Source organism: Pantoea sp. B_9 (assembly GCF_008632015.1).
Lineage (GTDB): Bacteria > Pseudomonadota > Gammaproteobacteria > Enterobacterales > Enterobacteriaceae > Pantoea > Pantoea dispersa.
Genome location: NZ_VWVL01000001.1, coordinates 15,295 through 27,565, shown reverse-complemented (window position 1 = coordinate 27,565; position 12,271 = coordinate 15,295). Strand labels below are relative to the sequence as shown.

At 59.0% G+C, this 12,271-nt stretch carries 8 protein-coding genes; 1 reads left to right on the top strand and 7 read right to left on the bottom strand.

Features of this window, described 5'->3' with window-relative positions; genetic code table 11:
- Nucleotides 1-23: 23 nt before the first annotated feature.
- The 7 genes from F3I21_RS23105 to putP all read right to left on the bottom strand — a co-directional run bounded on the left by F3I21_RS23105 (nt 24) and on the right by putP (nt 7,853).
- On the bottom strand, nt 24-161 hold the full coding sequence (locus tag F3I21_RS23105) for a hypothetical protein (protein ID WP_021509915.1): 138 nt from the start codon (nt 159-161) through the stop codon (nt 24-26).
- Nucleotides 162-360: 199 nt separating this feature from the next.
- A complete protein-coding gene (locus F3I21_RS00110) occupies nt 361-1,365 on the bottom strand; it encodes an XdhC family protein (RefSeq protein WP_170264767.1) in 1,005 nt (334 codons plus the stop codon).
- Between the two features lie 97 nt (nt 1,366-1,462).
- The gene (gene phoH / locus F3I21_RS00105; protein ID WP_021509913.1) at nt 1,463-2,251 is read right to left on the bottom strand and encodes a phosphate starvation-inducible protein PhoH; all 789 of its coding nucleotides are present in this window, start codon (nt 2,249-2,251) and stop codon (nt 1,463-1,465) included.
- Nucleotides 2,252-2,825: 574 nt separating this feature from the next.
- Entirely contained in the window at nt 2,826-4,106 is a 1,281-nt protein-coding gene (gene efeB / locus F3I21_RS00095) for an iron uptake transporter deferrochelatase/peroxidase subunit (RefSeq protein WP_132462274.1), read from the bottom strand.
- Between the two features lie 2 nt (nt 4,107-4,108).
- Nucleotides 4,109-5,227 carry an iron uptake system protein EfeO gene (efeO, locus tag F3I21_RS00090; RefSeq protein ID WP_132462272.1) on the bottom strand — a complete coding sequence of 373 codons (1,119 nt, stop codon included), beginning with the start codon at nt 5,225-5,227 and terminating at the stop codon, nt 4,109-4,111.
- A gap of 51 nt (nt 5,228-5,278) precedes the next feature.
- Nucleotides 5,279-6,112, bottom strand: coding sequence for an iron uptake transporter permease EfeU (gene efeU, locus F3I21_RS00085; RefSeq protein WP_058757424.1), 834 nt, complete (start codon nt 6,110-6,112; stop codon nt 5,279-5,281).
- Nucleotides 6,113-6,368: 256 nt separating this feature from the next.
- Nucleotides 6,369-7,853 (bottom strand): sodium/proline symporter PutP, encoded by a 1,485-nt coding sequence (putP, locus tag F3I21_RS00080; protein WP_150057841.1) that lies wholly within the window; start codon nt 7,851-7,853, stop codon nt 6,369-6,371.
- Nucleotides 7,854-8,299: 446 nt separating this feature from the next.
- On the opposite strand from putP, the gene putA reads away from it, so the two are divergent.
- The gene (gene putA / locus F3I21_RS00075) at nt 8,300-12,244 is read left to right on the top strand and encodes a trifunctional transcriptional regulator/proline dehydrogenase/L-glutamate gamma-semialdehyde dehydrogenase (RefSeq protein WP_150058549.1); all 3,945 of its coding nucleotides are present in this window, start codon (nt 8,300-8,302) and stop codon (nt 12,242-12,244) included.
- Nucleotides 12,245-12,271 lie beyond the last annotated feature (27 nt).

Genomic DNA, 12,271 nt, shown 5'->3' with positions numbered 1-12,271 from the left:
GATTTCCCTGGTGTCGGACTCAGTTATTGATGTGGATAAGGCCACGCATGATCGAGGCCGGTTGATGACAGGATGCCCGTGACGGCCAGCCAGGCGATCACCAGCGCGAAGACAATAATTGCTGTAATTTCAATTGATTTAATCCAATGACGCTTAGCCATAAATACCCCTTCTCAGTTCAGGTGTTTGTACACGCTTCTCTGAAGATAAGATGTTACCGGTAAAGCGCAAGCGTTGATCACATCATGAAACATAAAGCACAGCTTATTGATTATTTGCGGCGCGAAAATTTGGCATAGCCGTTTGCCCGTCTGCTGGCGTCCTGGTGCATCCGGGTTTTTCGTGGGATGAGTGATGTGATCATTCAGACGCTGCGTGCACAGGGCTAAGCGCATCCGTTGCCGCTAACCCATTTTTGTGACGCACAATATCCGCCATGATTGCCAGCGCGATCTCCGCCGGGGTTTTGCTGCCGATATCCAGCCCAACCGGTGCGTGAATGCGCTGCAACTGCGCCGGCGTCAGCTCCGCAATCGCGCTCAGGCGCGCTTTGCGTTTTGCGCTGTTGCGCTGCGAGCCCATCGCACCGAGATAAAATGCCGGCAGATTGACCGCTTCCATCATGGTGAGATCGTCAATACGCGCATCATGGGTCAGCGAGAGGATCGCCGTGGCGGCATGGCAGCCCTCGCGTTCCAGATACACCGCCGGAAACTGCTGCACCAGTTTGACGTCCGGCGCCAGTTCGGCCGCCATATTGCTCAGCACCTCTTCACGGTGTTCACAGACGATGGTTTCGAATCCCAGCGCCAGCGCGAAGTTGGCACAGTACACGGCGACGCTGGAGAGTCCGGCAAGGATCAGGCGCGGCGCGGCACTCAGGGTCAGAACGATTTCACCGTCAGTGACCTGGGTGCGGGTGCGGCGGGTATATGGCGCCGGTTCGAGCGCGTGACACGGCTGCGGCAGCGTCAGGCGTTTGGTGATAGCACGCGCGCCGGTCAGCGCATCCTCCAGCTGCTGTAAATAGCGCAGCGTGGCGGCACCGGCAGGCAACCGTTCGACCAGAATATCCAGTACGCCGCCGCACGGCAGCGCGCGATCAGGCGTGTCGCCCCCCTCACCGTAGCGCACCAGTTGACTGGCGGCAGAGAACGCCTGCTGCTGAACGCGGGTGATAAAATTCTCCTCGACGCAGCCGCCGGAAAGGGAACCGCTGTAGCGCCCATCGACGCGAATCACCATCATCGCGCCAGGCGGGCGCGGCGATGAGCCGTACGTACTGAGCACGGTACACAGCCACACCGGCTGCGCTTCCGCCCACTGCTGCGCCATCCTTACCACCTGCACATCAAGAGAGTGCATGACTTTCTCCGCTCATCGTTTCCGCCCTTTTCGTCCCGTAAGCATAGCAATGAAAAACCCGGCCGCAGCCGGGTTGAGATTAGCTATTTTTTCAAGGTTAACTGTAAGCATGCAGCGTACGCTGACACAGTGCCGAGCGAACGCAGTCGTCTTTACCGAAACGCACCACGCCAATCATCTCATCCTCTTCGAAGCGCGCCAGCGCATCGGCAAGGCCAGATTTGACGCTGGCGGGCAGGTCGCACTGGGTGACATCACCGTTGACAATGACGGTGACGTTTTCGCCCAGGCGGGTCAGGAACATCTTCATCTGCGCAGCGGTGACGTTTTGCGCCTCATCCAGAATCACCACCGCATTCTCAAAGGTACGTCCGCGCATATAAGCGAAGGGCGCGATCTCTACCTTGGCGATTTCGGGTCGCAGGCAGTACTGCATAAAGGAAGCGCCGAGACGTTTAACCAGAACGTCGTAAACCGGTCGGAAATAGGGAGCGAATTTCTCGGAGATGTCTCCTGGCAGGAAACCGAGATCTTCATCCGCCTGTAAAACCGGGCGCGTCACAATGATCCTTTCGATGTCCTTATTGATCAGGGCCTCGGCTGCTTTCGCAGCGCTGATCCAGGTTTTACCGCAGCCGGCTTCACCGGTCGCGAATATCAGCTGTTTCGTTTCTATGGCGTTAAGATAGTGCGCCTGAGCATCGTTTCTGGCCTCAATTGGTGACCGGTCACGCACATCGCGCGCCATGCCAATTGCATCCAGCCCACCCATCTGCACCAGCGAAGTGACCGATTCTTCTTCACGCTGACGATGACTGCGAGAGTCACTGCGAAGCACTCGGCGGGCTTCACGACGCGCTTTGATCACTGCTTTCTGTCTTCCCATAGTGGCACCTTACAGTTGGTTTCATTTATCGCGGCGGATCACCCGCGGCGATGATTTGAACGCTTTAGAGGTTTTGTTGGCTTCCTTGTAAGCCGTATCGAGCCAGTGAGAAAAGTGTGCAACAACGCCGAAACGCTGCCGCGCACCGGTAAACATCGGAAAAGAATTTGAAGGCGATAAAAGAAAAGTGAAGAGGATTCTCACGCGGGAGGCAATCCCCCGCAGCGTACTGCGCTAGCTGAAGTGTATTTAACTGTCCGTATAAGGACCGGGCCATGCGCGAACTCCAGTGGACTTAGCCACACAACTGACGACGCTATGACTAAAGTTCATCATATTTCCGCCGATTTGCAACACTATTTTTACTTTATGGCAAAGAAAACCCGCGCGGCGCTGCCTTAGCCCGGTGCGCTTAAATTAAATTAATACTAATATTCAGTAAGATAGGTAATTCAGCACTTAACAAACTGTTTCAGAAAATTCGGACATCACAGCGAGACAAGAGAAATTTAAGGCGGGCTTAACAGCAGCGCCTGGCACCGCGAACGGCGAACAAGCGCTGTACATTAATTAATCAGGCTTCGAGCAACGGCTGCCCCAGATAATGATTTTTGTCCGCCACGCCGGGCAAAACAAAAAAGTATCCGCCGCCGATGGGACGAATATATTCTTCCAGCGCTTCGCCGTTCAGCCGTTTCTGCACGGTAATAAAGCCTTTGCTTAAATCGTGCTGATAACAGACGAACAGCAGCCCCATATCCAGCTGCCCTGCCCCGGTAATCCCCGAGGAATAGCTGTAGCCGCGCCGCAGCATCAGGCTGCTGTCGGTTTGCGGCGTGCGCGGATTGGCGAGCCGGATATGCGCATCCAGCGCGATAATCTCGCCGTCCGGATCGCGGGCGTAATCCGGCACGTCGTGCTCGTGCTGCATCCCCAGCGGCGCGCCGGACAACTTCTCACGACCAAAAATGGTTTGCTGCTCGCCCAGCGGCGTGCGGTCCCACATTTCAACGTGAAAACGGATGATGCGTACCGCCTGATAGCTGCCGCCGTGCGTCCACGCCGGTTCCTGCTGTTCTGGTGTCACCCACAGCAGCTGGTCCATCAACTGAGTATTGTGGGTATCCGGATTGGCGGTGCCATCCTTGAAACCCAGCAGGTTGATCGGCGTTTCGCGCCCTTTGCTGCGTGCAGCGTGATCGGCGATAAAGCCGTCGCGCCGCCAGCGCACCGCCAGCAGATCCGGCGAGTGCTTAATGATATCGCGCAGCGCGTGAATCACCGTATCCTGGGTATTGGCACAGATCTGAATCAGCAGGTCGCCATGACACTGTGCGGCGTCGAGCGAATCGTTGGGAAAGCGTGTCATCGTCTGCAGCTGGCTGGGCTTATGCGCGGCCAGCCCGAAGCGCTCGTCGAACAGTGAATCACCCACCGACAGCGTCAGGGTCAGGTTATCGGGCGCAATGTCAGCACCCAGGATGCCGGAGTCGAGCGGCGGCAGCTGCGGATTGGGCACCGCCGGCGCCGGTCCGCCCTGGGTGAGAAAGGCAAAGCGCTGCGTCAGCAGCCGCATCAGGCGTTCCAGTTCGGCTTTATCACTGGCCAGCACATCAAACGCCACCAGCATCATAGATGCCTGCTGCGGCGTCAGGATGCCGGCCTGATGAGCGCCGTAAAACGGTTGCGCCTGCTGGCGCGCGTCGGGTGCAACCGTGCCAGGTGAGAAACTCTCTGCCGCGCTGGCGGCATGGAACGGACAGCCGCCGCCCAGTGCCGCCGCGCCACCCAGCATGCCCAATCCCTGTAACAGACGACGACGCGACGGTTGCGCCGCGTCATTTTTTTTACTCATGATTAATCAAGACCTAAAGTGCCGCGCAGCAGGGAGAGATCTTCCGCCAGCGTGGTGATGGGCCCTTTCAGCGCATTACGGTCGCTGGTGGTCAGCTTTTCATAGGAAGCAAAACCGTCTTTGGTGCGGTATTTGCTGAGAATGCCATCCACCTTCTTAAAGTTCGCGTCCACTTTCGCCAGCAGCTGCGGATTGGCTTTTTGCAGCAGAGGACGCAGCAGATCAACGATTTTCTGTGCGCCGTCGATGTTGGCCTGAAAATCGGACAGATCGGTACGGCTGTAGCGATCTTCCTCACCAGAGATTTTGCTGGACGCCACCTCTTCAATCAGGCCTGCCGCGCCACCGACCACTTTCGCCGGCGGGAAGGCCAGCTCGCTGACGCGGGTTTGCAGATCCTGCACATCCTTATACAGCTGGTCAGCGAAAGCGTCCGCGCCTTTGGTGGTGTTGTCGGCGAACAGCAGTTTTTCCAGCCGGTGGAAGCCGGTAAATTTCGGATCTTCCGCTTTTTTCTCGAAGTCATCTTCACGTGCGTCAATACTGCCGTCGAGGTCAGAGAACAGTTCGGCAATTGGCTCGATGCGCTCATAGTGCACGCGCGTCGGCGCATACAACGCTTTGGCTTTTTCCACGTCACCGGCTTTTACCGCGTCGGTAAAGGCTTTGGTGCCGGCCACCAGCCCGCTCACTTCGGCCATCACGTAGACTTTGTAATCGGCAATCGGCCCGACCAGCTGCAGCACGTCTGGCTTGCCGCTGCTGGCGGTTTGGCTGTCACCGCTGACCACCAGCTTGCCTTTCGGATTGGTGAGCAGGCCGCAGGTCATGTCATATTCACCCGCTTCCAGGTTGGCGGTGAGCTTCTGGCTGAAGCCGGGCGCGATGTTTTCGCGCTCTTCCACCACCATCACGCCTTTGAGGATTTCCCACTCCAGCGCTTTCTGGCTGTTATTTTTGATGATGAACTGGGTTTTACCGGCCTGCACGTTGAGCGACATCGGCTCGCACTGCTTGTCAGTGACCGTCACCGTGACCTGCGGTACGGCAGCGGCAGAAGCGGCACCGGACAGCGCCAGCATGGAGAGCAACAGCGCCTTACGGCGGAAGCGAATCGTCATAGTCATATCCCTGTTACATGAAGGTACAGGCGCACGCGCGCCTGCGAAAAGTTAGCGCACCGACCGTGCGGCGCTGGGTGCCGGACGCGCCGGGAAGAAAAACAGCAGCAGCGCCGGGATCAGGTAAATCAGCCATACCGCGACTTCGCTGACGCTCGGCGCTTCCTGATAACCCAGAATGCCTTCCAGCAGCGTGCCGAAGATCGAATGGGTCGAGAGCGTGTTGCTGAAGTCAAACGCGGTCGCCTGGAAGTGGTTCCACAGTCCCGCCTCGTGGAAGGCGCGGATCGCCCCCGCCGCCAGTCCGGCCGCCACCAGCAGGATGAACAGGCTGGTCCAGCGGAAGAAGTGCGCCATGTTAAGACGCACGCCGCCGTAGTAAATCAGCATGCCCAGCACGATGGCGGTCGCCAGACCCAGCACTGCGCCAATCGGCGGCGCATAACCGACATCCTGGGTGAAGGCCGCCAGCAGAAAGAACACCGACTCCAGCCCTTCACGCGCTACGGCGAGAAACACCATCAGCACCAGCGGCAACCCGCTGCCGCCCGGCTTCTGCAGCGCCTGATCGACGGATTTTTCCAGCGTGGCTTTGATATTGCGCGAAACCTTGCGCATCCAGAACACCATCGAGGTGAGGATCACCACGGCAATCACCGCCACGATGCCCTCGAACAGCTCCTGCTGTTTCTGTGGGAACTCACCGGTGGTTTCGTTGATGAAAATACCCAGCGCGAGGCACAACACCGCAGCGATAAACACACCGGCCCACATCGCGGGGAACCACTGGCTGCGCTGGGTGCGTTTGAGATAGCTGGCAATCAGGCTGACGATGAGCGCTGCCTCGAGACCTTCGCGCAGCATAATGAGAAAGGGAACGAACATCACCAACCTCTTGAATGTTAAGGAGGGTAAACCTTAGGTAAAAATACGTAAAGTGCGAACGATATCGATTATCATTATCGCGGATGAAAATACAAGTCACCGCGCGAAATTAATTTTGCTTTTGCGGGTCAGGGTGCGATGCGGGAAAGTCAGAGCGGAGTGACAGATTAGGCGATGAATCGCGCGCAGAGGACGTGACACTAACAGTGCGGGGAGCACGGCACTCGCGCTCCCCGCTTTACTCAGGCCATCACCGTTATTTGGTGTTGTATTCCGCTTCGGCAGCATCGAAACGCTGCTGCGCTTCAGCCGACGGTTCGCGACCGGCCAGGCTCACCACGACAATCGCGATGCTGGCAAACAGGAAGCCCGGGATGATTTCATACAGATTGAGCCAGGCGTACTGCTTCCAGATCAGCACCGTGGCGGCACCGATAATCATGCCGGCCAGCGCGCCGTTGCGCGTCATGCGCTTCCAGCACACGCCGAACAGCACCACCGGACCGAATGCGGCACCAAAGCCTGCCCAGGCGTAGCTCACCAGGCCGAGCACGCGGTTCTCCGGGTTGGAGGCCAGCGCAATCGACACCAGCGCGATCACCAGCACCATTAAACGGCCAACCCATACCAGCTCTTTCTGGCTGGCATTTTTACGCAGGAAACCTTTATACAGGTCTTCGGTCAGTGCGCTCGAGCACACCAGCAGCTGACAGCTCAGGGTCGACATCACCGCCGCCAGAATAGCTGACAGCAGAATACCGGCGATCCACGGATTGAACAGAATACGTGCCAGCTCGATAAACACGCGCTCGCCGTTTTCGCTCACGCCCGCCGCCTGATCCGGATGGTTCTGGAAATAGGCGATGCCGAAGAAGCCCACTGCGACGGCGCCGGCCAGGCACAGGATCATCCAGGCCATGCCGATGCGGCGTGCGGTACGAATTGAACGGTGCGAGTCTGCGGCCATGAAGCGCGCCAGAATATGCGGCTGGCCGAAGTAGCCGAGCCCCCAGCCGAGCAGTGAAATCACCGCCACGAAGTTCAGGCCCTTCAGCATATCGAGGTTTTCCAGGCTTTTCGCTTCAATCACGGCCAGCGAATCATCCAGTCCGCCGACGGCGATAATCACAATCACCGGCGTCAGAATCAGGGCAAAAATCATCAGGCTGGCCTGTACGGTATCGGTCCAGCTCACCGCAAGGAAGCCGCCCACCAGCGTATAAAGAATGGTTGCTGCCGCGCCAGCCCACAGTGCGGTTTCATAACTCATGCCGAAGGTGCTTTCAAACAGGCGCGCACCCGCAACGACGCCCGAGGCACAGTAAATGGTGAAGAAGATCAGGATTACCAGTGCCGAGATGACGCGCAGAATTTTGCTGTGGTCTTCGAAGCGGCTGGTGAAAAAGTCTGGCAGGGTTAAAGCATTATTGTGATGCTCGGTCTGCACGCGCAGGCGACCCGCAACAATTTTCCAGTTCAGCCACGCGCCAATCGTCAGGCCGATGGCAATCCAGCTCTCAGAGATCCCGGAGAGAAAAATCGCGCCCGGCAGTCCCATCAGCAGCCAGCCGCTCATGTCCGAGGCCCCGGCCGACAGCGCGGTTACCACGCTGCCCAGGCTGCGACCGCCCAGAATATAGTCGTCAAAGTTTTTGGTTGAGCGGTACGCGATAAAACCAATCAACACCATCCCGAGGATGTAAATGATAAATGTCACCAGCATCGGTGTACTTACTGTCATCTGTCTCTCCACTTATTATTTGATCTCTTAAGAGAAATCTTTTTTCCTGCGTTACCGGAACGGGATAACGTCAGGGCTTTACCGCATCCAGAGAAAGCGATTTCTCATAAGGCGCGGTATCCTGCCGCAAAGGTGCGACGCGCACAATGCATTTAACACAGCTGTTACCTGGGTTTCACCTGACTTTGCATTTTTCATGCTCACAGGTTGCGCCTGTTCACATTTTAAGTTGCACCTGATATCAGCCAGGATGCGTTTTGTTGCGGTGGGTTGCAACTCTGGCGAGATTCTTGCAGCAAGTTCTGTGCCGCTTTTGCTGCGTTAACAAAAAAGCCGGTTAAAAACGTGCAACCGAGGTCACATTTAACACGGTTGCACAAAGTTGCAACATGAGTGATAGTGCAGCCCACGCTGAAGTTGATTCACACTTTGAGGACGAGGAAATCATGGGAACCACCACCATGGGGGTGAAGCTGGATGAAGCCACCCGCGATCGCATTAAACTGGCGGCGCAAAAGATTGACCGCACGCCACACTGGCTGATCAAGCAGGCAATTTTTAACTATCTCGGCCAGCTGGAAGCGGGAGAAACGCTGGCGGAGATCCCGCTGCAGCTGAATGATGCCGCAGACGATGAGCGCGTGCCGGAAGAGAGTTTCCAGCCTTTCCTCGACTTCGCCGAACACATTTTGCCGCAGTCGGTCAGCCGCTCGGCCATCACCGCCGCGTGGCGTCGTCCGGAGACCGATGCGGTGCCGATGCTGCTGGAGCAGGCGCGTCTCCCTGCCCCGCTGGCAGAGAAAACCCACCAGCTGGCATACAGCCTGGCGGACAAGCTACGGCACCAAAAAGGGGCAACCGGACGCGCCGGTATGGTGCAAAGCCTGCTGCAGGAGTTCTCGCTCTCGTCGCAGGAAGGCGTAGCGCTGATGTGCCTGGCGGAAGCGCTGCTGCGTATTCCTGACAAGCCCACCCGCGATGCGCTGATCCGCGATAAAATCAGCAACGGCAACTGGCAGTCCCATCTGGGCCGCAGCCCGTCGATGTTCGTCAACGCCGCCACCTGGGGCCTGCTGTTTACCGGGCGTCTGGTCTCCACCCACAATGAAGCCAACCTGTCTAAATCGCTGAACCGCATCATCGGCAAGAGCGGCGAACCGCTGATCCGCAAAGGCGTGGATATGGCGATGCGCCTGATGGGCGAACAGTTCGTCACCGGCGAAACCATCGCCGAGGCGCTGGCCAACGCGCGCAAGCTGGAAGAGAAAGGCTTCCGCTACTCGTATGACATGCTGGGCGAAGCGGCACTCACCGCCAGCGATGCCAAAGCCTATCTGATCTCCTATCAGCAGGCGATCCACGCTATTGGTAAAGCCTCCAACGGGCGCGGCATTTATGAAGGTCCGGGCATTTCCATCAAGTTGTCGGCGCTGCATCCGCGCTACAGCCGCGCGCAGTATGAGCGGGTGATGGAAGAGCTTTATCCGATCCTGAAATCGCTGACGCTGCTGGCGCGCTCGTATGACATCGGCATCAACATCGATGCTGAAGAGGCCGATCGCCTGGAGTTGTCGCTCGATCTGCTGGAAAAACTCTGTTTTGAGCCGGAGCTGGAAGGCTGGAACGGCATCGGCTTCGTGATTCAGGCTTATCAGAAGCGCTGTCCGTTTGTGATTGATGCGCTGGTGGATCTGGCGCAGCGCAGCCGCCGTCGTCTGATGATCCGTCTGGTGAAAGGCGCTTACTGGGATAGCGAAATCAAACGCGCGCAGATGGAAGGCCTCGAAGGCTATCCGGTTTATACCCGCAAGGTGTACACCGACATCTCCTACCTCGCCTGCGCGCGTAAACTGCTGGCGGTGCCTAACCTGATTTATCCGCAGTTTGCCACCCACAACGCCCACACGCTGGCGGCGATCTACCAGCTGGCGGGCAACAACTACTATCCTGGCCAGTACGAGTTCCAGTGCCTGCACGGCATGGGCGAACCGCTGTACGAGCAGGTGGTGGGCAAAGTGGCCGATGGCAAGCTGAACCGGCCGTGCCGGATTTATGCGCCAGTCGGTACCCACGAAACGCTGCTGGCCTACCTGGTGCGTCGCCTGCTGGAAAACGGCGCCAATACCTCGTTCGTCAACCGCATCGCTGACAACACGCTGCCGATTGACGAGCTGGTGGCCGATCCGGTGGCTGCAGTGGAAAAAATGGGTGTCGCAGAAGGCGCCATTGGCCTGCCGCATCCGAAGATTCCGCTGCCGCGCGATCTGTATGGCGACAAGCGTGTTAACTCTGCCGGTCTGGATCTGGCCAATGAACACCGCCTGGCGTCGCTCTCCAGCGCCCTGCTCTCCAGCGCCAGCCAGCCGTGGCAGGCTCAGCCGATCATTGATGGCGAGCTGGGTAGCGGCAGCAGCCGCGCGGTGATCAACCCGGCCACGCCGGCGGATATCGTCGGCAGCGTGCGGGAAGCCACCCCTGAAGAGGTCTCCTGTGCGCTGGATGCCGCGGTGAATGCCGGACCGATCTGGTTCGCCACGCCGCCGCAGGAGCGCGCCGCGATCCTCGAACGTGCCGCCCAGACGATGGAAGACCAGATGCAGCAGCTGATTGGTTTGCTGGTGCGTGAGGCAGGCAAAACCTACAACAACGCCATTGCCGAAGTGCGCGAAGCGGTGGACTTCCTCTACTACTACGCCGGCATGGTGCGTGACGATTTCGATAACGAAACCCATCGCCCGCTCGGTCCGGTAGTGTGCATCAGCCCGTGGAACTTCCCGCTGGCGATCTTTACCGGCCAGATTGCCGCCGCCCTGGCGGCCGGCAACAGCGTGCTGGCGAAACCCGCCGAGCAGACGCCGCTGATTGCCGCGCAGGCGGTGCAGATTATGCTGGATGCCGGCGTACCGGCCGGTGTGCTGCAACTGCTGCCCGGTCAGGGCGAAACGGTGGGTGCGCAGCTGACCGGCGACGAGCGGGTGCGCGGCGTGATGTTCACCGGCTCAACCGCAGTCGCCACCCTGCTGCAGCGCAACCTGGCTGGCCGCCTCGATCCGCAGGGTCGCCCGACGCCGCTGATCGCCGAAACCGGCGGCATGAACGCCATGATCGTCGACTCTTCAGCGCTCACCGAACAGGTGGTGGTGGATATCGTGGCGTCCGCGTTTGACAGCGCCGGCCAGCGCTGCTCGGCGCTGCGTCTGCTGTGCATCCAGGACGATGTGGCGGACCACACGCTGAAGATGCTGCGTGGTGCCATGGCCGAATGCCGCATGGGCAATCCGGAGCGTCTGTCGACCGACGTCGGTCCGGTGATCGACGCTGAAGCCAAAGCCAACATCGAGCGCCATATCCAGGCGATGCGCAATAAAGGCTTTACCGTGTATCAGGCGGTGCAGGAGCATCCGCAGGACAGCAAAGAGTGGCACAGCGGCACCTTTATCAAACCGACGCTGATTGAGCTCGATCAGGTCAGCGATCTGGATAAAGAGGTGTTCGGTCCGGTGCTGCACGTAGTGCGCTATGCGCGCAACAACCTGCCGCAGCTGATTGAGCAGATCAACGCCTCGGGCTATGGCCTGACGCTCGGCGTGCATACCCGAATCGATGAAACCATTGCGCAGGTAACAGCCGGGGCGAAAGTCGGCAACCTGTACGTTAACCGTAACATGGTGGGCGCGGTGGTCGGCGTGCAGCCGTTCGGCGGCGAAGGGCTGTCGGGCACCGGTCCGAAAGCCGGCGGCCCGCTCTATCTCTACCGCCTGCTGGCCCATCGTCCGGACGGCGCCCTGCGCATTACCTTTGATCGTCAGGATGCCGAACGGCCGGTGGACAGCAGCGTGCGCACCACGCTGCTGAGCGCGCATCAGGCATTGCAGAGCTGGGCACAGGATAAGCCGGAACTGCTGGCGCTGTGTCAGCGTTACGATGCGCTGAGCCAGGCCGGAACCGTGCGACTGCTGCCAGGCCCGACCGGTGAGCGCAACACCTTTACGCTGCTGCCGCGCGATCGGGTGCTGTGTATCGCTGATAACCAGCAGGATGCACTGATTCAGCTGGCGGCGGTCACCAGCGTCGGTAGCCAGGCACTGTGGCAGGATGACGAGCTGCACCGGACGCTGCGCCAGTCGCTGCCGGCCGCGGTGCAGGCGCGCATCACGCTGGCGAAAGATGTGCTGGCGGCGGAGTTTGATGCGGTGATCTATCACGGCGATGCCGATCAGCTGCGCAGCCTGTGCGAACAGATTGCCGCCCGCGAAGGTGCGATTGTGTCAGTGCAGGGCTTTGCCCGCGGCGAGACCAATCTGCTGCTGGAACGTCTGCTGATTGAGCGCTCGCTGAGCGTCAATACCGCGGCCGCCGGCGGCAACGCCAGCCTGATGACCATTGGTTAAATAAAGCAGGATCGCCATGGATGGCGT

What these genes read in the sequence shown, in the direction of transcription:
- F3I21_RS23105 (WP_021509915.1), bottom strand. Translation starts at nt 161, where the DNA reads ATGGCTAAGCGTCATTGGATTAAATCAATTGAAATTACAGCAATTATT.
- F3I21_RS00110 (WP_170264767.1), bottom strand. Translation starts at nt 1,365, where the DNA reads ATGCACTCTCTTGATGTGCAGGTGGTAAGGATGGCGCAGCAGTGGGCG.
- phoH (WP_021509913.1), bottom strand. Translation starts at nt 2,251, where the DNA reads ATGGGAAGACAGAAAGCAGTGATCAAAGCGCGTCGTGAAGCCCGCCGA.
- efeB (WP_132462274.1), bottom strand. Translation starts at nt 4,106, where the DNA reads ATGAGTAAAAAAAATGACGCGGCGCAACCGTCGCGTCGTCGTCTGTTA.
- efeO (WP_132462272.1), bottom strand. Translation starts at nt 5,227, where the DNA reads ATGACGATTCGCTTCCGCCGTAAGGCGCTGTTGCTCTCCATGCTGGCG.
- efeU (WP_058757424.1), bottom strand. Translation starts at nt 6,112, where the DNA reads ATGTTCGTTCCCTTTCTCATTATGCTGCGCGAAGGTCTCGAGGCAGCG.
- putP (WP_150057841.1), bottom strand. Translation starts at nt 7,853, where the DNA reads ATGACAGTAAGTACACCGATGCTGGTGACATTTATCATTTACATCCTC.
- putA (WP_150058549.1), top strand. Translation starts at nt 8,300, where the DNA reads ATGGGAACCACCACCATGGGGGTGAAGCTGGATGAAGCCACCCGCGAT.